We start from the raw sequence: 21,266 nt of genomic DNA, 5'->3' as shown, positions 1-21,266 counted from the left end.
CTCTCGCTCTGTTCGTTCCGCGATTAACCGAAAAACTTCTGGCCCTTGGCGGCCATTTCACGAAGCTTGGCGGTCGGGTGGTACAGCGCGCCCAGTTCGGCGTACTTGTCGGCCAGGGCAACGAATTCGGCTACACCGATGGAGTCGATGTAACGCAGTGCACCACCACGGAAGGGCGGGAAGCCGATACCGTAGATCAGGCCCATATCGGCCTCGGCTGCGGTGTCGACGATGCCGTCTTCCAGGCAACGAACGGTTTCCAGGCACAGCGGGATCATCATGAAGTTGATGATGTCTTCGTCGGTCAGCTCACGCTGCTCAACGACGATGGACTTCAGCAGCTCGTAGGCTTCCGGATCGGAGACCTTCTTCGGCTTGCCGCGCTTGTCGGTTTCATAGGCGTAGAAGCCCTTGCCATTCTTCTGGCCCAGGCGGTTGGCCTCGTACATCACGTCAACGGCGGTCTTGCCTTCCACCGCCATGCGGTCCGGGAAGCCCTCGGCCATCACGTCACGGCCGTGGTGGCCGGTATCGATGCCGACCACGTCGGAGAGGTAGGCCGGGCCCATGGGCCAGCCGAACTTCTCCATGACCTTGTCGATGCGCACGAAGTCGACGCCGAAGCCCAGCAGCTTGGAGAAGCCGCCGAAGTACGGGAACAGTACGCGGTTGACCAGGAAGCCGGGGCAGTCGTTGACCACGATCGGGTTCTTGCCCATCTTCTTGGCGTAGGCAACGGTGGTGGCAACGGCCACTTCGCTGGACTTTTCGCCACGGATGACTTCGACCAGGGGCATCATGTGCACCGGGTTGAAGAAGTGCATGCCGACGAAGTTCTCGGGACGCTTCAGCGCCTTGGCCAGCAGGCTGATGGAGATGGTGGAGGTGTTGGAAGCCAGGATGGCGTCCTCGCGAACCACGCCTTCCACTTCGGCCAGCACGATCTGCTTGACCTTCGGGTTCTCGACCACGGCTTCGACGACGATGTCGACGGCACCGAAGTCGCCGTAGGACATGGTCGGGCGGATGGCGGTCAGGGCCTCGGCCATCTTGGCCGGGGTCATGCGGCCTTTCTCGACGCGCTTGCCGAGCAACTTGGACGCCTCGGACAGCCCCATCTGGATACCCTCTTCGCGGATATCCTTCATCAGGATCGGAGTGCCTTTGGAAGCCGACTGGTAGGCGATGCCGCCGCCCATGATGCCGGCGCCGAGCACGGCGGCCAGTTTCACGTCGCGAGCGATCTCGTCGTGCTGCTTGGCTTTCTTCTTCAGCTCCTGGTCATTCAGGAACAGGCCGATCAGGCTGGCAGCGACCGGGGTCTTGGCCAGCTTGACGAAGCCGGCGGCCTCGACTTCCAGCGCCTTGTCACGACCGAAGTTGGCGGCCTTCTGGATGGTCTTGATTGCTTCGACCGGAGCCGGGTAGTTCGGACCGGCCTGGCCAGCCACGAAACCCTTGGCGGTTTCGAAGGCCATCATCTGCTCGATGGCATTGAGCTTGATCTTTTCCAGCTTGGGCTGACGCTTGGCCTTGAAGTCCAGCTCGCCGGAGATGGCGCGCTTGACCAGGTCCAGGGCGGCTTCCTGGAGTTTCGCAGGGGCGACGACGGCGTCGACGGCACCCACTTTCAGGGCGTCGGCAGCCTTGTTTTCCTTGCCGGATGCGATCCACTCGATGGCGTTGTCGGTACCGATCACGCGCGGCAGGCGCACGGTGCCGCCGAAGCCCGGGTAGATGCCCAGCTTGACTTCAGGCAGGCCGATCTTGGCGGTCTCGCTCATGACGCGGTAGTCACCGGCCAGGCACATTTCCAGGCCGCCGCCGAGGGCGATGCCATTGATCGCAACCACGGTCGGAACCTGCAGGTCTTCGAAATCGCTGAAGATCTTGTTGGCTTCGAGGTTGCCTGCCACCAGCTCCTCGTCGGGCAACTTGAAGTTGTCGACGAATTCGGTGATGTCCGCACCGACGATGAACACGTCCTTGCCACTGCTGACGATAACGCCCTTGACCGACGCATCGGCCTTGATGGCATCAACCGCCTGACGCAGCTCATTGAGGGTAAGACGGTTGAACTTGTTGACGGACTCACCCTTGAGGTCGAACTTCAGTTCGACGATGCCGCCCTCAAGAGCCTTAACCGTGATGGCTTTACCTTCGTAAATCATCAACTGATCTCCACGGTATGGAAGCTGAACAGTACACATCGGAGCCAACCGGCGAACCGGCTCGAGGCATTGCCGTCGAGCTTAGTCCGATTCGGTCCGGCACACCCGCCGACGCGATATCGGGTAGTTATTGGACGTTTCTGTAAGACAAACGCTCAATTCATACGCCCGTTTGATTTGGGTGCGCACACATTCACGGAAAAGTCCGCTGTTGTCAATTGCGCTTCGTGACCGTACAGCCACGCTCAATCCGCTCTGCCACCAGCCTTTGCGCAGGCCCGGCAGCCCTCTGGAAAGCAACATGCAGGATGGTTATGACAAGCCATCAGGCAGGCGACGCAAGGCTCGATAACGTGACGTGCCGCACGCTAGCCAAACGCCAGCGCGGCGGGTAGAGTCGCGCGTTACGGCCGGGACGGGCCGAATAACAAAAACAACTAGATGACGCCCTTAGAGGCACACGGAGTAGCGACATGACGAGCCGTACGCTTGCCATTCTGCTGGGCACCCTGCTCACCCTTTCCATCCTATCCACCCCCGCTCAAGCCGCAGACCCCGCCACCAGCCTGCTCAAGCTGCACCAGATGCGCCTCGCCGCGCAGAAGAGCCTGGGCGACTTCTATATGTACAACGGCATGGAGGGCGACCAGCGCTACGCGCGAATGATCGACGAGTCCGTCCAGGAAGCGGATGCACGCCTGAAGGAACTTACCGAAATGCCGGGCGACGGCTCCAAGGCCCTGCGCGCGCAACTGGGCGAGCAATGGAAGGATTATTCCGGCGAGCTCACCAACCTGGTCGTCGCGCTCAAGACCAAGGGTTTCACCGACCTGCAACCCATCGCCGACATGACCGCCCGCAACCAGAAGCTGCTGGCCATGGCCAAGGAGCTCTACGGGAAGATCCAGCAGGAAAGCGGCGTCAACGTCCCCCCGCTGACCCAGCAAAGCCGCGAGCAGAGCCTGCTGATGCAGACCATTGCCGTCGACTACGCGTCTCGCAGCGCCTCGGTCGGCGCGTCCTTCTTCGGTGGTGGCGAAGGCAAGCCCATCGACGAACTGGCGCGCGACTTCGCCGGCCAGCTGGCAGCCCTTGAGCAGCAGCCGAAGAACACCCCGCAGATCAAGCAGGCGCTCACCAGCATCGGCACGAAGTGGCGCTACATTGAGAAATCGCTGCAGAACTACAACGAAAACAGCGTGCCGTTCCTGATCAACAAGTATTCCGACAGCATCATCGAGGGGCTCGAAGGCGTTTCAGCCCAGTACGCCGCGACGCAACTCTGAAGGCCCCCACGCCCACCCGGGCCCATTGCGCGGCCCGGGCGACGCCTGCATCAGACCACTGCGCGCAGCACGTCGGCGATGCGCTGCAGGTCCTCGGGCGTGCCCCGCTCCCCCCAGCACAGAGCGATCATCTGCGAATTTGCCTCGATCTTGTAGACATCAGCCGGCAGCCCCGCAAAACGCGCCAGCATCGCCGGGTCCTCCAGCGGTTCGCGCCACTGGTTCTGCCACTGCCCGGGCGCAACCTGCCAGTAGCACCAGGCGCCGGGTGCCCCGCGAGGGCGCGGCCGGTGATATTGAGCACAGGAGGCAGGTGGCTCCACCGGCAACCAATGGGGCCACTCCTGGCGCGACAGCTGCATGGCCAGCCCCATCCGCCTCGCCTGCATGCGCAACTCCATGCGCCCTCGCTGCCCCTTGGAAGGCACCAGCCATACCAGCGGGCTGAGCACGGCAAGCAGGAGAAATACCACCAACCAGAGGGTCATAACGTCATCCCATGATGAAAATCATGCCGCCAGGCACCCATGGCGGCCATACTGAGTCCAAGCGCAAACCTTAAGGAGGAGTCACCCATGCCCTACAAGCACATTCTGGTCGCCGTCGACCTCACCGACGAGTGCCACCCGGTGGTGCGCCGCGCCCAGGCTCTCGCCCTGGCGACCCAGGCCAAGCTGTCGCTGGTGCATATCGTCGAACCCATGGCCATGGCCTTTGGCGGTGACGTCCCCATGGACCTCTCGATGCTCCAGCAGCAGCAGTTCGAACAGGCCCGGGAACGCCTGGATGGCTTCGCCGGCCTCTACCCGGAACTGCTCGCCGAACAGCGCCACCTGGCCTATGGCCAGCCGCGCCAGGAAATCCACCGACTCGCCGAGGAACAGGGCTGTGACCTCATCGTCGTCGGCAGCCACGGCCGCCACGGTCTCGCCCTGTTGCTGGGCTCCACCGCCAATGACGTCCTGCATGGGGCACCCTGCGACGTGATCGCCGTCCGCCTTAAGAAAAACGACTGACCCCATCCGCCGGCGGAGGCCTCAGAAGAAGCCTTCGTCGGCGCTCATGACCAGCGGACGGATCTTCTGCAGCTGGGTTTCCAGCGAGTAGGTCATGCTCGATGCCATCGAGAAGAAGGTCAGGAAGGCCTTCAGGTTCGAATCGCCATCGCACACATCGTGGATGCGCTGCCAGAACGCCTGGTTGACCAGCTGCAATTGCTGGAACAGACGCACCAGCCCCTTCAGCTCCCAGTCCGCGTGCCGTCCTTCGCGTAAATTGAAGTACTGCCGCGCGAGATAGAGCGATACGGCGCGCAGGATGAACTCCTGGTTGCTGGCGAACGGCAGGTGCTGCTGGGCCATCGGCTTGAGGCGGCCCAGCACCGGGCAGGCACTGGTCGCCATGATCACGCCGAGCAACGCCCGCAACCCTTCTTCCAGCCCCACCTGCTTGGTGTACTCCCGCTCCGGGGTGCGCACCAGGAACACCGCCTTCTTGAAGGCCGGCAGCCCGTGGAAGTCCTCGATCACCCGGTGCAGGTCGACCGCCGCCGGGCAATGGCTGAACTTGTCCCTGGAGAGCGGGCAGTTGCTGCACTGCTGGAACTCCAGGCGCGTCCATTTCGGCGCGGCCAGTGCGCGCTCCTGATCGTATTGGCGATCCAGCTCGATGCGATAGCTGAACTCGTGTTCGTCATCCAGGGTGATGCGGTACTCGACAGCCATGGGCTCTCCAGCTCGGTGATTCTTCAGTCGTCCAGTTCGGCCCAGCGCTCCAGCAGGCGATCCAGCTCCTGCTGTTGCCGCTCGAAACGCTCCAGTACGGCGCGGGTCTGCTCCGCAGGCCGCTGGTAGAACGCCGGGTCGGAAATTTCCTGCTGTACCGCCGCCATCTCCGCTTCCAGGGTCTCGATCTGGCCGGGAAGCGCTTCCAGCTCACGCTGCAATTTGTAGCTGAGTTTCTTCTTCGGCGCCTCGCTGGCGGTCGCCACCGGTGCGGGCTCGACGGGGGCCGGCGCGACCGTAGCGGTGGGCTCGGCCTTGCCGGACTTGGTCTCGCCCACGCCCAGCAGGCGCGGCGAACCGCCCTGGCGCAGCCAGTCCTGGTAGCCACCGACGTACTCGCGCACGCGCCCTTCCCCCTCGAACACCAGGGTGCTGGTCACCACGTTGTCGAGGAAGGCCCGGTCGTGGCTGACCATCAGTACGGTGCCCGGGAAGTTCAGCAGCACTTCCTCCAGCAGCTCCAGGGTTTCCACGTCCAGGTCGTTGGTCGGTTCGTCCAGCACCAGCAGGTTGGCCGGCTTGCTGAACAGTTTGGCCAGCAGCAGGCGCGCGCGCTCACCGCCCGACAGCGCCTTGACCGGCGTGCGGGCGCGCTGCGGGCTGAACAGGAAGTCGCCAAGGTAGCTCAGCACATGGCGGTTCTGGCCATCGATGGAAATGAAGTCGCGGCCCTCGGAAATATTGTCGATCACCGTCTTCTCGGGCTCGAGCTGGTGACGCAACTGGTCGAAATAGGCCACCTCCAGCTTGGTGCCGACCTCGATCTTGCCACTGGTCGGTTCCAGGTCGCCCAGCAGCAACTTGAGCAGCGTGGTCTTGCCGGTGCCGTTGGCGCCCAGCAGGCCGATGCGGTCGGAGCGCTGCAGCACCAGGGAGAAATCGCGGATCAGCGGCGCGCCGCCCGGATGGGCGAAGCTCACGCCCTCGGCGACCATCACCTGCTTGCCCGACTTCTCCGCGGACTCCAGCTGGATGGTGGCCTTGCCCTGGCGCTCACGGCGATCGGCACGCTCGGCACGCATGGCCTTCAGCGCGCGCACACGCCCCTCGTTACGGGTACGGCGGGCCTTGATGCCCTGGCGGATCCACACCTCCTCCTGGGCCAGGCGCTTGTCGAACAGCGCATTGGCGGTCTCTTCCGCCGCCAGTTGCTGTTCCTTGTGCACCAGGAAACTGGCGTAGTCGCCGTTCCAGTCGATCAGGTGGCCACGGTCCAGTTCGAGGATGCGCGTCGCCAGGTTCTGCAGGAAGGAACGGTCGTGGGTGATGAACAGCACAGCGCCGCCAAAGCCCATCAGCGCCTCTTCCAGCCAGGCGATGGCCCCGATGTCCAGGTGGTTGGTGGGTTCGTCCAGCAGCAGCAGGTCCGGCTCGGAAACCAGCGCCTGGGCCAGCAGCACGCGGCGACGCCAGCCACCGGACAACTCGGCCAGGGTCTTGTCGGCCGGCAGTTGCAGGCGGCTCAGGGTGCTGTCCACCAGTTGCTGCAGGCGCCAGCCATCCTTCGCCTCGAGCTCCTGCTGCACGTGCATCAGCTTGTTCAGGTCTTCGTCGTTATGGATGTTCTGGCTGAGGTGGTGGTACTCGGCCAGCAGCGCGCCGACGCCGGCCAGCCCCTCGGCCACCACGTCGAACACCGTGCGATCGTCGGCACGCGGCAGCTCCTGCGGCAGCTCGCCGATCTTCAGGCCCGGGGCGCGCCAGATCTCGCCGTCATCGCCATGCTGGTCGCCCTTGACCAGGCGCAGCATGCTCGACTTGCCGGTGCCGTTGCGGCCGATGATGCACACCCGCTCGCCACGGGCTATCTGCCATGACACCTTGTCCAGCAGCGGCATGGCGCCGTAGGCAAGGGATACATCGCTGAACTTGAGCAGGGTCATGGGCGCCTCCGAAAACAGGGGGCGCATTCTACCCGGTTTGCGCCCCGGCATATCCGCCATTTTTTCATCATGTTTCCTCCGCCGGATCGGATTTCACCCCGGCCGGGCAACAGGCTAAGCTACGCAGGTCCGGTGGCGGCCAGGCCGTTGCCCCATACGATTTCTCTACCCGGAAGTGTCATGCGCGGTCGTCTGCTCAGCCTGTTCTCCTGCCTGCTTCTCACCACCGTCACCCTCGATGCAGCCCACGCGGTCCCTCTTGCCCAGCAACGTCAGATGTACGACGAGGCCAAGCGTGCCCTCGCCAAGGGCGACAGCGGCCCCTACAAGCGCTATGCCACTGCCCTGGCCGACTACCCGCTGGAGCCTTATCTCGCCTACGACGAGCTGACCGCGCGCCTGAAATGGGCCAGCAACGACGAGATCGAGAAGTTCCTCGCCGAGCATGGCGACCTGCCCCAGGCCAACTGGATGAAGCTGCGCTGGCTGCGCTGGCTGGCCGAACGCGGCGAGTGGAAGACCTTCGTCAACTACTACGACCCGAAGATGAACTTCACCGAACTGGACTGCCTCTATGGCCAGTACCAGATCAAGAGCGGCCTCAAGGCCGAGGGCTACAAGAGCGCCGAGAAGCTCTGGCTGGTGGGCAAGTCCCAGCCGGAAGCCTGCGACGTGCTCTTCGACCTCTGGCGCGCCGAAGGCCAGATGACCGAACAGATGCGCTGGCGCCGCGCCAAGCTCGCCGCCGAGGCGCGCAACTACGGCCTGGCCAGCTTCCTGGTCAAGGGCCTGCCGACCCTGCAGGCGCAGGGCAAGTTGCTGCTGGATGTCGCACAGAACCCGCAGATGCTGAGCCAGACCGCCCGCTTCGCACCGGCCGACAAGGCCATGGCCGATGTGGTCGGCCTGGGCCTGCGCCGCCTGGCCCGCCAGGACCCGGAAAAGGCCATGTCCCTCCTCGATGGCTACGCCGCACGGATGAAATTCTCCAGCAGCGAGAAGGTCGCCATCGCCCGCGAGATCGGGCTGACCCTGGCCAAGAGCTACGACTCGCGCGCCCTCAAGGTCATGACCCAGTACGACCCCAAGCTGCGCGACAACACCGTCAGCGAGTGGCGCGCGCGCCTGCTGCTGCGCCTGGGCCAGTGGGACGACGCCTACAAGCTGACCAAGCAGATGCCCGCCGAGCTGGCCAACACCAACCGCTGGCGCTACTGGCAGGCCCGCAGCCTGCAGCTGGCACAGCCGCAGAGCGCCGAAGCCGCCCGCCTCTACCAGCCCCTGGCCAAGGAGCGCGACTTCTACGGCTTCCTCGCAGCCGACCGCATCCAGGCGCCCTACCAGCTCAACAACAAGCCGCTGGCCCTCGATCCGCGCCTGGTGCAGAAGGTGCGCAACACCGCCGGCATCCGCCGCGCACTGGAATTCCACGATCGCGGCCAGATCGTCGATGGGCGCCGCGAGTGGTACTACGTAAGCCGCCTGTTCAGCCGCGACGAACTGGTCGCCCAGGCCAAGCTCGCCTACGACATGCAGTGGTATTTCCCGGCCATCCGCACCATCAGCCAGGCCCAGTACTGGGACGACCTGGACATCCGCTTCCCCATGGCCCACCGCAGCGCCCTGACCCAGCAGGCCAAGGTGCGCGGGCTGCACTCCAGCTGGGTATTCGCCATCACCCGCCAGGAAAGCGCCTTCATGGCCGATGCGCGCTCGGGCGTCGGCGCCATGGGCCTGATGCAGCTGATGCCCGGCACCGCCAAGGAGACCGCACGCAAGTTCGGCATCCCCCTGGCCTCGCCGCAACAGGCGCTGAATCCGGACGTCAACATCCAGCTCGGTGCCGCCTACCTCAGCCAGGTGCACGGCCAGTTCAACGGCAACCGCGTGCTCGCCTCCGCCGCCTACAACGCCGGCCCCGGTCGCGTGCGCCAGTGGCTCAAGGGAGCCAACCACCTGGCCTTCGACGTCTGGGTGGAAAGCATCCCCTTCGACGAGACCCGCCAGTACGTGCAGAACGTACTGTCCTACTCGGTGATCTACGGCCAGAAGCTCAACGCCCCGCAGCCCCTGGTGGACTGGCACGAGCGTTTCTTCGACGACCAGTGACGCCTTCGCCGGAATGCAAACGGGCGCCCACGTGGCGCCCGTTTCGTTTCCTGGATGAAATCCGCTGCGGGGATTACTCCAGCACTTCGACTTCCATCCCCACTTCCAGCGTGCCGTTGGAACGGTTGATCAGGTTCTGGCCGAAATAGATCTCGCCCTCGCGCTCACGGTAGGTCTTGAGGGTAGTGAGGGGCTCGCGGTCCGGGCTGCGCTCACCGGTGGCAGGGTCGATGGTGGTGAGGATGCAACGGGTGCAGCCCTTGGCCACGCTGAACTCGACGCCACCGATGCGGATGCGCTTCCACTCGTCCTCGGCGAAGGGCGCGCCGCCCTCCACCACCAGGTTGGGACGGAAGCGCAGCATCTCCAGCGGGCGGCCAACGCGGCTGGAAAGATCGTCCAGCGAGGCCTGGCCGATCAGCAGCAGCGGGAAGCCGTCGGCGAAACCGACCTTCTCCTCCGGCAGCAGGCTACCGGGGATATCCCGGGCGCGTTTCTCGGGCACGTGCACCAGGCGAGTGGGCTTGCCGATGAAGGCACTGAGCCAATCGGCGGCCTCATCGCCGGCATCGGGTACCCGCATGGAATCCTTCCAGATGAAGGTCCCGCGCAGGTCGCTGTCGGGATGGGGCAGCTTCACATCGAGCGACGGCCGACCGGCGGTTGCCAGGGTCAGGCCGCCCTCGGCATTCCACAATGCGCTCAGCTGCGACATCTGCGGCAGTGCGCGCTGGGTGAGGAAGCGGCCATTGCTCGCGTCCACCAGCATCCAGCGCCGATCGCCGGCCAGCCCGAGGCCATCGAGCTCGGCACGCTCCAGGCGTTCGCCGATAGCGGATTTCATGGGAAAACGATAGAGAGCGGAGAGACGCAACATGGGGCCGGCATCCTTGGGCGGTCAGCGAAGGCCCCGTTATACGGAATCGCGGGCCGGGGCCTCAACCCCGGCTCGCAAATAAGGTCACTCGTCCTTCTTCAGGCGGTCCGCCACCACGTCCACCAGCTTGTCGGGCTGGAACTTGGAGAGGAAGTTGTCGCAGCCGACCTTCTTCACCATGGCGTCGTTGAAGCTGCCGGAGAGCGAGGTGTGCATCACCACGTAGAGGTCGCGCAGGCGCGGGTCGTTGCGAATCTCGGTGGTCAGGCGGTAGCCGTCCATCTCCGGCATCTCGGCATCGGTGAAGATCATCAGCAGCTTGTCGGTCATCACCTCGCCGGTGTCGGCCCACTTCTTCAGCAGGTTCAGCGCCTTGAGGCCGTCGCTGGCCGAATGAGTGCGGATACCCAGCTGCGACAGGGTCTCGCGCAGCTGGGTCAGGGCGACGTTGGAGTCGTCCACCAGCAGCACTTCGCGGCCACGGGCCTTGTCCAGCAACGGGTTGCTCAGGCGCTCCTCGGACACCCGGGTGCTCATGGGCACGATCTCGGCGAGGACCTTCTCCACATCGATGATCTCGACGATCTGGTCCTCCACCTTGGTGATCGCCGTCAGGTAGTGCTGGCGACCAGCGCCACCAGGCGGCGGCTGGATGGACTCCCAGTTGAGGTTGAGGATGCGGTCCACGCCCCCCACCAGGAAGGCCTGCACCGAGCGGTTGTACTCGGTGACGATGATGGTGCTGCGCTCATCCGGCACCAGCGCGCGCATGCCGATGGCGCGGGACAGGTCGATCACCGGAAGGGTCTGGCCGCGCAGGTTGACCACACCGCAGACGAAGGGGTGGCGCTGGGGGATCAGGGTCAGCTTCGGCAACTGCAGGACTTCCTGCACCTTGAACACGTTGATGGCGAACAGCTGGCGGCCGGCCAGGCGGAACATGAGGATTTCCAGGCGGTTCTCGCCAACCAGCTGGGTGCGTTGATCGACTGTGTCGAGGATACCGGCCATTGCGTGCTCCTGTTGAATGTTCGAGCCAGACTGCGGCTGCACCTGCGTTATCGGCAAAGGGCCGTATAACTGTAGCGATCATGGCCTGGCGCCATCATGCACCAGGCGGGTCGACGGCACCAGAAGCCGCTTACTGCCGTCCGTCCTGCAACAACGGAGAACCGTCCGGCAGATGTAAGCGTAGTGCGTCGCGGCGCGCATTGAAGCGAACCTGCCTGCATTCCATGGGTTCTCCGTCGAGATTCATGTCCAGCCCCTCAGGCGCCTCCACCTCGACCCAGGGCAGGCGCGCGCTAACCGACACCGCGTCCACCCCGCCGATGCCGCCTGAAAGCAGGGTGCCGAGCGTGCCCACCACGTCCTGCGGGGCCGGCACGATGCACAACTCCAGCAGCCCGTCGTCCACCCGCGCATTGGGGCACAGCACGTGGCCACCGCCGGCCTGGCAGCCATTGCCGATGCCCACGGCGAGGAATTCACCCTCCCATTCGAAGTCAGGCCCCTTGAAGCGCCCAAAGGCCGAGTGCACTTCGGAAAAGCGCGTCAGCCCGGTGAGAAAGTAGGCCGCGCCGCCCAACACCTTCTTCAGGTCCTCGGAAGTGTTGGCCGTGATCTTCGACCCGAAGCCGCCGGTGGCCATGTTGAGGAACAGCCGCCCATCCGCCTCGCCCAGGTCGATCGACCGGGGTGCCACGTCCAGCAGCGCCAGCGCCTCGCCAGGCAGCAACGGCACGCCGGCCGCACGGGCGAAGTCGTTGGCGGTGCCCAGGGGCAGCAACGCCAGGCTCGCGTCCTCCCCGGAAAGCGCCATGGCCTCGGCGACATCGCGCAAGGTGCCGTCGCCGCCGCCGGCGATCAGGGTGCGGTAGCCGGCATCCAGCGCCTCCCCGACGATGCGCCGGGCGTCACCGCCTTCCCAGGTGACGCGCACCGCCAGTTCCCATCCCGCATCGCGACGCGCCTGCACGGCTGCGCGCACCTCCTCGTTCAGTGCCTGTTTTCCATGCAGGATCAGCAACGCCTTGCGCTCGCTCATGAACCACTCCATTCACCGGGGAATCGGTCGAGTATATGCCTCGTACCGTAGGAACAACTTCAGACAAGCATCAGAGACGGATTACACAAATATCTAATATGTCGATCTGTTTGTTGAAGTATTTACGCTTTTTGTCGATACGAACTTGATGAAAAATGGCCTCCAACACGCCGCAGAGCCCAACCCCCTGCGAGCCACGAGGAGATTCCCATGATCGAAGTACGCCCCTTCAACCAGCTCGGCGGTGCCCATCACGGCTGGCTCAATGCCCGTCACCACTTCTCCTTCGCCGAGTACCACGATCCGGCGCGGATGAACTGGGGCCAGTTGCGCGTCTGGAACGATGACGAGATCGCCGCCAACAGTGGCTTCCCGCCGCACCCGCACCGGGACATGGAAATCATCACCTATGTCCGTGAAGGCGCGATCACCCACCAGGACAACCTCGGCAACAAGGGCCGCACCGAGGCCGGCGACGTGCAGGTGATGAGCGCGGGCACCGGCATCGCCCACAGCGAGTACAACCTGGAAGGCGAGACGACCAAGATCTTCCAGATCTGGATCATGCCCACCGAGTTCGGCGCCGCGCCGTCCTGGGGTGCCAAGCCCTTCCCGAAAGGCGAGCGTGCCGGCAGCTTCGTAACCCTGGCCAGCGGTATCGACGAGGGCAGCGACGCCCTGCCCATCCGCGCCAATGCCCGCTTGGTAGCCGCCACCCTGAAGGCCGGCCAGCAGGCGGAATACCGCCTGGAGAACGGCCGCAAGGCCTACCTGGTGGCGGCCCAGGGCCGTTATGAAGTCAACGGAGTGGCCGCCGAGGCGCGCGATGGCGTGGCGATACGCGATGTCGAGGTTCTGAGCTTCACCGCCAGCGAAGACACCGAGATCGTGCTGGTCGACGTCGCCTGATTCAGGCCCGCAACGAAAACGCCCCCGGGGTTCCGCTCCGGGGGCGTTTTTCATTTGAACCTGGGAAACCACGTCCTTAGGGCGCGGCCATGAGTCATCGGCTCTGCCTGTGACGATTTGAATTGATACCCCTGAGGATGGACTCGTGCCGTAGGGTGTGCCGTGCGCACCGCCGCACGGTGCCTCCGGCAAGTCCAAGGTGCGCGCAGCACACCCTACGCCCGAAGTGAGCGGCGGCTGCATGTTCCGAAGTCTGATTGCGCCCCCTTCTAGAGGGCCAAAAGCAAAGCCATGTTCTATGAACATGGATTTTTACTCGCGATCAACCCATCACCGCGACGCCGGGTCGAACCCGACCCAGGGCGTCAACCGCATCAGGCCGGATACCCGGTGATCTCGCGGATCTTCTGGTACAGCGGCTTCAACTGCCGGTACATGCGCTGGTAAACGCCCTGGTAGAGCCGCTCGTAGGTGCGCTGCGCCTGCGGGTCCGGGTGGAACACCTGGCCGACACGGGTCATGGCGCGGATCGCCGTAGGGAAGTCCGGGTGCAGCCCCAACCCCACCGCGCAATCGATGGCCGCCCCCAGCCCCGAGGTTTCGTAGACATGCGGACGCTCCGCCGGCAGGCCGAAGATATCGGCCGTCAGCTGCATGGCCGCATCGCTTTGCGAGCCACCACCGGAGACGCGCAGGCGCTTGATCGGCTTGCCCGAGCGCTTCTCGATGCGCTCCTTGCCCTGGCGCAGCGCATAGGCCAGGCCCTCGAGGATGGCGCGGTAGATGTGCGCGCGGGTGTGCACGTCACCGAAGCCGATGATCGAGCCCTTGGCCTCCAGCCCCGGTTCGCGGATGCCCGGCGTCCAGTAGGGCTGCAGCATCAGGCCCATGGAGCCCGGCGGCACGCTGTCGACCAGTTCGTCGAACAGCGCCTCGGGCTCGACGCCCAGCTCCTTGGCCCGCTGCATCTCGCGCAGGCCGAACTCCTGCTTGAACCAGCTGACCATCCAGAAACCGCGGTAGATCATCACCTCGGTGTTGAAGTGATCGGGGATCGCCGCCGGGTAGGGCGGGATCAGCGGAATCGTCTCCAGGTAGCTGCGCCGGGTGGTATTGATGGTCGCCGTGGTGCCGTAGGACAGGCAGGCCGTATCCGGCTCCACCCCGCCCGAGCCCATCACTTCGCAGGCCTTGTCGGCGCCAGCGGCGATCAGCGGCAGCCCCTCGGGAATGCCGGTCAGGCGGCTGGCCTCGGCGCTGATGCTGCCCAGGCGCTCGCCGGGCTTGAACAGGTCCGGCAGTTGCTCCCGGCGCACCGGCATCGCCTGCCACTTCCAGTCCTTGGGCGAGGCCCAGTCCAGGCGCTTGTAGTCGAACGGCAGGTAGGCCACCTGGCAGGCCACCGAGTCGACGTAGCGGCCGCACAGGCGATGGGTGAGGAAGCCCGACAGCAGCAGCACCTTGTGGGTCCGCTGCCAGATGTCCGGCTGGTGCTGCGACACCCAGTTCACCTCGGCCTGGGCGCGGAAATAGTCCACCGTGCCTTCGATGCGCAGCAGGCGGAACAGCCAGCCCCAGGGCCCCCTGATGCGCCCTTCGACCTCGGCGCGGCGCTGGTCCAGCCAGATGATCGCCGGGCGCAGTGGCTGGCCCTGCTCGTCGACGTTGATCACCGTGCCGCGCTGGGTGGTGACCGAGACGCCACGGATCAGGCTGCGGTCGATGTCCACGGACGCCCACAGCAGGTGGCAGGCTTCGGCAAGGCTCGACCAGTAGTACTCCGCATCCTGCTCGGCCCAGCCGGGCTGCCTGGAGTAATAGGCCTCCAGCGGCACCTTGCCCTTGCCCACCAGGTTGCCGTCCAGGTCGAACAGCAGCGCGCGCACGCTCTGGGTGCCATTGTCTATCGCCAGCAGGTAGCTCTTCTCGCTCACGGTGGATTCCTTGTTCTTATTCTGCGGGCAGGCTGTAGCTGCGCTGCCAGAGCGCAGCATAGGCCCGTTCCTCGTCTTCCCAGCGCCCATCGCTCCAGCCCAGGCGGGCCTGGCACAACGCACGGATGCGCGGCATCAGCGCCGCGCCGCCGCCAGGCAGCAGCAGGCCCAGGCGGGTGCGACGCAGCAGCAGGTCGTCCAGGTGCAGCACCATTTCGCCCTCGGCCGCCCAGGCGAGTTCCGCCCAGAGCGTATCGGTGGCGCCGACGCGATCGCTGCCCAGCTCCTCGACCAACCGCGCGATGATGGCTAGCTCGGGGCCGTGCCGTCCCGCCAGGCGCCGATGCGCCAGGGGCCCCAGGCCTGCCAGGTCCGCTCCCGGCGCCGGGGTGAACACCGTCGCGCCGAGATCGTCCACCGCGCGGCCGGTGAAGGCCGCACAGGCACGCAGCACCTCCAGCGCCAGCAGGCGGAAGGTCGTCAGCTTGCCGCCGGCCAGGGTCACGCAGCCGGGTTCGACCCACAGCGCGTGTTCACGCTTCTCGTCGGAAGGCTTCAGCGAGCCTTCGCCATCGCTCACCACCGGACGCACGCCGGCCCAGGTGGAGAGCACGTCCGCGCGCCCGATGGCGGCGGCCGGGAACTGCGCGCGGCAGGCGGCCAGCAGGTAGTCGACTTCCCCGGTGCTGATGCGCGCGTCCAGGTCCAGCTCTTCGCGGTGGTCCAGATCGGTGGTGCCGAGCACGGTCGCGCCTTCCCAGGGGAAGACGAACACCGGCCGGCCATCGTCCGGGTGCATGAAGCTGATGGCGTGGGCCAGCGGCAGGCGCCAGCCGGGCAGCAGCAGGTGGCTGCCCCGCAACGGGCGGATGTGCTCGCTGCCCTCGCGACGGCGCAGGCGATCCGCCCAGGCGCCGGTGGCCTGGGCCACGGCACGGGTCCGCAGGGCGTAGCGCTGGCCGCTCTCGATGTCTTCCGCCACCAGGCCGGTGACCTGGCCTTGCTCGCGGGTCAGCTCCACCACACGCATACCGTTGAGCGCCTCGCCGCCGTCGCGGCGGGCCTCGGCCAGCACGCGCATCACCAGGCGCGCGTCGTCGGTGACCGCGTCGAAGAACTGCGTGCCACCCTGCAGCTTCGCCTCGTCCAGCCCGGGAGTGAGGAAGCGCAGTTGCTGCAGCGAGTGATAGAGGTGGTTGCGCTTGCCGGCCAGGGCGTCATAGACCGCCAGCAGGCTGCCGAACACGCGCGGGCCGGGAAAGCCGCCGCGATGGGGCATGACGAAGCTCAGCGGATCCACCAGCCCCGGCGCCTCGGCCAGCAGGCGCTGGCGCTCGCGCACCGAGTCACGGGTCAGGCCGAACTGGCCCTTGGCGATGTAGCGCAGGCCGCCATGGACCATCTTCGATGAGCGACTGGAGGTGCCCCAGGCGAAGTCGCGCTGTTCCAGCAGCAGGCACTTCCAGCCCCGCCTGGCCGCCTCGCGGAGGATGCCGGCGCCGGTGATGCCGCCGCCGACGACGATCAGGTCCCAGTCCCGCGCCACCAGCTCCGGCAGTGCGCGCTCACGCCAGGCCGCGTTCCAGGGCTGCATGGTCAATCCTGGATCAGCACGCCGGGGGCCAGGCGGCCCTCGGGGTCGAAATGCCCGGCCAGCGCCTTGAGCACCGCCATGCCGCGCTCGCCCTTCTCCACCGGCAGCCAGGGCGCGTGGTCACGACCCACGCCGTGCTGGTGGCTGATGGTGCCGCGGTTGTGCGCGATCACCTCGCTGGCCGCGCGCTTGAGCCGGCTCCAGCGCTGCAGCGCCTGCTCGTAGCTGGCGCCGGGGCGGAACACATAGGTGGTGTAGATGCTGGAGCCCTCGCCATAGACGTGGGACAGGTGGGTGAACACGTGGACGCGCTCGCCCTCCTCCGCCAGCCCCTCGCGCAGGCTGGCCTCCACCTTGTTCAGCAGGGTGTCGACGTTGATCCAGTCGGTGGCGGTCTCCAGGGTGTCGACCACGTAGCCGGCATCCCACAGGCCATGGCGCAGGTAGGGGAAGCGGAAGCGGTTCTCCGCCCACTTCTTGCCCAGCAGGGTGCCGGTGAACACCCCGCCGAAGCCCTTGAGCAGCTTCTTCGCCTGGCGCAGCGACACGGCGTTCTGCCGGCGGTTGCCGGTGACGCCGAAGGTGAGCATGCACTTGCCGGTGCGCGCACCGCGCAAGGCCAGGTACTTCTCCAGCAGGGCGATCTGCTCGGGGTGGCCGGCCAGGGCCAGCTGGGTCTCGGTCTCGATGGCATTGGACAGGCGCAGCATCGACAACGGCACGCGGGCCTGGGCCAGCGCGCGGATACCTGCCAGGGCCTGCTCCCAGCTCGGCAGGAACACGGCGTAGAAATTTTCCTGGTCGGCCAGGCGGGTGACCCGCACGCGCACCTCGGAGATCACCCCGAAGCGGCCTTCGGAGCCCAGCACCACCTCGCGCAGGTCCGGCCCCGCAGCCGAGGCCGGGAAGGTCGGCAGCTCCAGCGGGCCGTCGAAGGTTTCCAGGGTGCCGCCGGCGAACAGCTGCTCGATGCGCCCGTAGCGCAGGGACTGCTGCCCGCTGGAGCGGCTGGCGACCCAGCCGCCGATGGTCGAAAGCTCCCAGGACTGCGGGAAGTGGCCGAGGGTGTAGCCCCTGGCACGCAGCTGGCTTTCCACCTGCGGGCCGTTGGCACCAGGGCCGAAGGTGGCGATCAGGCTTTGCTCGTCCAGGTCCAGCAGGCGGCTCATGCGCTCCAGGGAAAGCGTCAGCACCGGGCGTTCGCCGGCCTGCGGGTTGATGTGGCCGGCCACCGAGGTGCCGCCACCGTAGGGGATGAGCACCACATCGTGCTTCTTCGCCCAGGCCATCAGCTGGCGGATGTCCTCGGCGGTTTCCGGGTAGGCGACGCCGTCGGGGAACACCTCGAAGCGGCCTTCGCGCATCGCCAGCCAGTCCGGCAGGCTCTGGCCACGGGCATGACGCACGCGCTCCTCGGCATCCTGGCTGACCAGCACGTGGGGTGGCAGTCGCGAGGGCGGCACCTGGGCCAGCACCTGCGCGAGGGTGGCATCGTCCAGGCGCTGGCCGGCGCCGACGCGCTGAGCGAGAAAATCCGTGCCATTGGCCGGCAGTTCCACCACGGTCGACTCGTCGCCCCAGCCGTTCCAGCGTCGCATGCCCATCTCCTTGTTCGAGTTGTTTCGGAGGTTTTCAATGGGTGCCTATACTAGCCAGCCGCGCAAGGGCGTCACTGTCGGATCGGGACAGTGGCTATCGCCAATCAAGACATTTCAGAACAAGAAGAAACCATGGATTCCCTCGGCTACACATCCGTCCCCGCCCTGCTCAAGTACCTGCGCCATGCCGAGCACCTCGGCCTGGACGTGGCCGCTGCGCTCGACGCCGCCGGCATCCGCGCCGAGGAGCTGGCCGACAACGGCAAGCGCATGCCCAGCGAGGCCCACGAGCGCCTGCTGGAGCACCTGATGGCGGTCTCCGGCGACCCGCTGTTCGGCCTGCATTCCGCGCGCTTCGTGCAGCCGGGCTCGTGGAGCGTGCTCGGCTACATCACCATGAACTGCGCCACCCTGGGCGAGGCGATGAGCCGCATCGTCCCCTACGAGAAACTGGTGGGCGACATGGGCACCAGCCGCATCGAGGCTGCAGGCGACCACATCCGTCTGATCTGGAACTGCCGCCACGAAGCCCCGGAGATCCGCCGCCACATGGTGGAGAACGTGCTCGCCTCCTGGCTGCTCTACGCCCGCTGGATCGCCGACATGGAGCGCTCGCCCCGCGAGGTCTGGTTCGAGCACGCCCAGCCCGCCGGCACCCGCCTGGAGGATTACGAGGCGGTCTTCGGCTGCCCGGTCCGCTTCGGCCAGCCCTGCAACGCCCTGCTGGTGCCGCTGGAATACCTCGGCGTGCCCCTGCGCCAGGCCGACGCCAACCTGCTGCGCACCCTGGAGGAGCACGCCCTGGCACTGATGGCCGGGCTGGACCAGGACGAGCCGCTGCCGCAACGGGTGAAGAACGCCCTGCGCCTGCTGCTCAAGGACGGCCTGCCACGCAAGGAGCGGGTCGCGGAGAAATTCCACATGACGGTGCGCACCCTGCAGCGCCACCTGCAGCAGGCCGGCACCAGCTACCAGCAGATCCTCGACGAGCTGCGCCAGGAACTGGCCGAGCACTACCTGCTGCGCAGCGACCTGGCCATCCAGGACATCGCCAGCTACCTCGGCTTCACCGAGTCACGCTCCTTCCACCGCAGCTTCAAGACCTGGACCGGCCAGACGCCCGGTGAATACCGCGAGGCCAAGCGGCAGGGGTGATCAGGCGGCACCGTGGCCTTGCGGCATGTCGGGCGGATGAAACCTGCGAGGGCGCTTTCGGGTTGCACCCGAGCTACGGCCCAATGCCTGGCGAGACCCCGTTCACAGCAGGTCAGGCGTGCAGTTCGCTCAGCGGAATGAAGCGCAGGCTGTCGCCTTCGGCGAGGGTGGTGCCTTCGAGCACCTCCACCAGGCCTTCGGCCCAGGCGGCGCTGCGCAATACGCCGGAGCTCTGGTTGCGGTAGATCACCGCGCGGCCGTTTTCGAGACGGGCGCGCAGGTATTCGCGGCGGTTGCCCGGCTTGCTCCAGGTGAAGCCGGCCGGTACCGGGAAGCCCAGGGGCGCGACCTTGTCCACGCCGAGGCGGCGCAGCAGGTAGGGCCGGGTCAAGAGGCCGAAGGTCACCAGGGTGGACGCCGGGTTGCCCGGCAGGCCGATCACCGGCACCCCCTGGAAATGGCCGAAGGTCAGCGGCTTGCCCGGCTTGATCGCCAGTTTCCACAGTGCCAGCTCGCCCGCCTCACGCAGGGCCACGCCGAGGAAATCCGCCTCGCCGACGGAGACGCCACCGGTGGAGAGGATCAGGTCGACACCGGTCAGTTCGCCCAGGGCCTGGCGGGTCAGTTCCAGGTCGTCGGCGAGGATGCCGCCATCGACCACATCGCAGCCCAGGCGACGCAGCCAGGCGATCAGCAGGGTGCGGTTGCTGTTGTAGATCTGCCCCGGGCCGAGCGGCTGGCCCGGCGCCACCAGTTCATCACCGGTGGAGAGCACCGCCACGCGGGGCCGCCTGCGCACCTGCAGGCGCGCAACGCCCAGGGTGGCGGCCAGGCCCATCTCGATGGGACCCATCAGGGTGCCGGCGTCCAGCACGGTTTCGCCGGTGCGGGTCTCCTGGCCCTTGGGGCGTACGTTCTGCCCCGCCTTGAGGGCTTCGAGGAAGCGCACGCGGCCATCGTCGAGCACCTCGGCGTTCTCCTGCATCTCCACCGTGTCGGCACCTTCGGGCAACGGCGCGCCGGTGAAGATGCGCGCACAGGTACCCGGTTGCAGCGGGCCGGGGGCACTGCCCGCCTGGATGCGCTGGCTGACCACCAGCGCCTCGCCGTTCCAGTCGGCCAGGCGCAGCGCGTAGCCATCCATCGCGCTGTTGTCCCACGGCGGCAGGTCGAGCCCTGCCACCAAGGGCTCGGCCAGCACGCGCCCATCGGCATCGGCCAGGGCGACTTCCTCCTGCTCGCGGATCGTGGCCTCCCCGGCGAGCTTCAGCAGCCGCGCCTGGGCCTCCTCCACCGGCATCAGGCCGGGGTGGTCGCAGCCACTCATCCGCGGCTCTCGCAGGCGTCGGCGCGGGTCAGGTGCGGCACGAAGTTGCAGGGGCGGTGACGGTTGTCCAGCTGCTCGGCGAGGATGCCGTCCCAGGCGGTGCGGCAGGCGTTGGTCGACCCCGGGATGCTGCACACCAGGGTGCGGTTGGCGAGGCCGGCCAGGGCGCGGGACTGCATGGTGGAGGTGCCGATGTCGGCTACCGAGATCTGCCGGAAGTACTCGCCGAAGCCATCCACCTGCTTGTCCAGCAGGCAGGCGATGGCCTCGGGGGTGCTGTCGCGACCGGTGAAACCGGTGCCGCCGGTGATCAGTACCACCTGGACTTGATCCTCGGCGATCCAGGTCGCCACCTGGGCGCGGATCTTGTACAGGTCGTCCTTGAGCAGCACACGGGCGGCGAGGCGATGGCCGGCGGCGGTGAGGCGGTCGACGAAGAGCTGGCCGGAGGTGTCGGTCTCCAGGCTGCGGGTGTCGCTGACGGTGAGGACGGCGATATCGAGCGGCACGAACACCGCCTCGGCCTTGTGGTTCATGGCAGGCTTCCAGTTGTAGGACAGAATGCCCAGTGTTATATCACAGCGCCGCCCCA

17 protein-coding genes are annotated in these 21,266 nt (G+C 66.4%); 5 read left to right on the top strand and 12 right to left on the bottom strand.

Translation table 11 applies throughout. The features are described from left to right. Positions 1 to 23: 23 nt before the first annotated feature. Complete coding sequence (gene fadB, locus DMX10_RS20215; protein WP_111262741.1) at positions 24 to 2,171, bottom strand: fatty acid oxidation complex subunit alpha FadB; 2,148 nt, start codon at positions 2,169 to 2,171, stop codon at positions 24 to 26. Between the two features lie 473 nt (positions 2,172 to 2,644). Between fadB and DMX10_RS20205 the strand changes: the two genes are divergently transcribed. Then, complete coding sequence (locus tag DMX10_RS20205; protein ID WP_111262740.1) at positions 2,645 to 3,457, top strand: hypothetical protein; 813 nt, start codon at positions 2,645 to 2,647, stop codon at positions 3,455 to 3,457. A 50-nt stretch (positions 3,458 to 3,507) separates the two neighbouring features. On the opposite strand, the gene DMX10_RS20200 is transcribed toward DMX10_RS20205, so the two are convergent. Next, positions 3,508 to 3,945, bottom strand: a complete 438-nt coding sequence (locus DMX10_RS20200) for a hypothetical protein (protein WP_111262739.1) — start codon at positions 3,943 to 3,945, stop codon at positions 3,508 to 3,510. An 87-nt stretch (positions 3,946 to 4,032) separates the two neighbouring features. Here DMX10_RS20200 and DMX10_RS20195 point away from each other — a divergent pair, with 87 nt between their 5' ends. Continuing rightward, positions 4,033 to 4,473 carry a universal stress protein gene (locus DMX10_RS20195; protein WP_111262738.1) on the top strand — a complete coding sequence of 147 codons (441 nt, stop codon included), beginning with the start codon at positions 4,033 to 4,035 and terminating at the stop codon, positions 4,471 to 4,473. 21 nt (positions 4,474 to 4,494) lie between these two features. Here DMX10_RS20195 and DMX10_RS20190 read toward each other — a convergent pair whose 3' ends face one another. Together DMX10_RS20190 and DMX10_RS20185 are read right to left on the bottom strand one after the other, a co-directional pair. Beyond that, on the bottom strand, positions 4,495 to 5,181 hold the full coding sequence (locus DMX10_RS20190; RefSeq protein ID WP_111262737.1) for a hypothetical protein: 687 nt from the start codon (positions 5,179 to 5,181) through the stop codon (positions 4,495 to 4,497). Between the two features lie 23 nt (positions 5,182 to 5,204). Continuing rightward, positions 5,205 to 7,124: an ATP-binding cassette domain-containing protein gene (locus tag DMX10_RS20185; RefSeq protein WP_111262736.1), complete on the bottom strand. Its 1,920-nt coding sequence runs from the start codon at positions 7,122 to 7,124 to the stop codon at positions 5,205 to 5,207. Positions 7,125 to 7,304: 180 nt separating this feature from the next. Between DMX10_RS20185 and DMX10_RS20180 the strand changes: the two genes are divergently transcribed. Then, positions 7,305 to 9,233, top strand: a complete 1,929-nt coding sequence (locus DMX10_RS20180) for a transglycosylase SLT domain-containing protein (protein ID WP_111262735.1) — start codon at positions 7,305 to 7,307, stop codon at positions 9,231 to 9,233. Between the two features lie 73 nt (positions 9,234 to 9,306). Here DMX10_RS20180 and DMX10_RS20175 read toward each other — a convergent pair whose 3' ends face one another. From DMX10_RS20175 to yegS, 3 genes are all read right to left on the bottom strand, one after another. Continuing rightward, positions 9,307 to 10,110, bottom strand: a complete 804-nt coding sequence (locus DMX10_RS20175; RefSeq protein WP_111262734.1) for an MOSC domain-containing protein — start codon at positions 10,108 to 10,110, stop codon at positions 9,307 to 9,309. 84 nt (positions 10,111 to 10,194) lie between these two features. After that, a complete protein-coding gene (locus DMX10_RS20170) occupies positions 10,195 to 11,121 on the bottom strand; it encodes a chemotaxis protein CheV (protein WP_111262733.1) in 927 nt (308 codons plus the stop codon). A 130-nt stretch (positions 11,122 to 11,251) separates the two neighbouring features. Next, complete coding sequence (yegS, locus tag DMX10_RS20165) at positions 11,252 to 12,157, bottom strand: lipid kinase YegS (RefSeq protein WP_111262732.1); 906 nt, start codon at positions 12,155 to 12,157, stop codon at positions 11,252 to 11,254. Between the two features lie 210 nt (positions 12,158 to 12,367). Between yegS and DMX10_RS20160 the strand changes: the two genes are divergently transcribed. After that, positions 12,368 to 13,066 (top strand): pirin family protein, encoded by a 699-nt coding sequence (locus DMX10_RS20160; RefSeq protein WP_111262731.1) that lies wholly within the window; start codon positions 12,368 to 12,370, stop codon positions 13,064 to 13,066. 374 nt (positions 13,067 to 13,440) lie between these two features. Here DMX10_RS20160 and DMX10_RS20155 read toward each other — a convergent pair whose 3' ends face one another. From DMX10_RS20155 to DMX10_RS20145, 3 genes are read right to left on the bottom strand one after another with little or no spacing between them, the layout of a single operon-like run. Next, a complete protein-coding gene (locus DMX10_RS20155) occupies positions 13,441 to 15,000 on the bottom strand; it encodes an FGGY-family carbohydrate kinase (protein ID WP_111262730.1) in 1,560 nt (519 codons plus the stop codon). A 16-nt stretch (positions 15,001 to 15,016) separates the two neighbouring features. After that, positions 15,017 to 16,594, bottom strand: coding sequence for a glycerol-3-phosphate dehydrogenase/oxidase (locus DMX10_RS20150; RefSeq protein WP_111262729.1), 1,578 nt, complete (start codon positions 16,592 to 16,594; stop codon positions 15,017 to 15,019). A 2-nt stretch (positions 16,595 to 16,596) separates the two neighbouring features. After that, positions 16,597 to 18,192 carry an FAD-binding oxidoreductase gene (locus DMX10_RS20145; protein WP_111262728.1) on the bottom strand — a complete coding sequence of 532 codons (1,596 nt, stop codon included), beginning with the start codon at positions 18,190 to 18,192 and terminating at the stop codon, positions 16,597 to 16,599. 132 nt (positions 18,193 to 18,324) lie between these two features. Between DMX10_RS20145 and DMX10_RS20140 the strand changes: the two genes are divergently transcribed. Next, complete coding sequence (locus DMX10_RS20140; protein WP_111262727.1) at positions 18,325 to 19,347, top strand: AraC family transcriptional regulator; 1,023 nt, start codon at positions 18,325 to 18,327, stop codon at positions 19,345 to 19,347. Between the two features lie 112 nt (positions 19,348 to 19,459). On the opposite strand, the gene glp is transcribed toward DMX10_RS20140, so the two are convergent. Continuing rightward, entirely contained in the window at positions 19,460 to 20,674 is a 1,215-nt protein-coding gene (gene glp / locus DMX10_RS20135; protein WP_111262726.1) for a gephyrin-like molybdotransferase Glp, read from the bottom strand. Further along, positions 20,671 to 21,210, bottom strand: a complete 540-nt coding sequence (moaB, locus tag DMX10_RS20130) for a molybdenum cofactor biosynthesis protein B (protein ID WP_111262725.1) — start codon at positions 21,208 to 21,210, stop codon at positions 20,671 to 20,673. Before moaB ends, glp begins: the two co-directional genes overlap by 4 nt. Between the last annotated feature and the right edge of the window lie 56 nt (positions 21,211 to 21,266).

The organism is Pseudomonas sp. 57B-090624 (assembly GCF_003234055.1).
In the GTDB taxonomy this organism is placed as follows: Bacteria; Pseudomonadota; Gammaproteobacteria; order Pseudomonadales; family Pseudomonadaceae; genus Metapseudomonas; species Metapseudomonas tohonis.
Note: the sequence above shows the minus strand (reverse complement) of the source record. Positions and strands in the feature narration are given on the sequence as shown.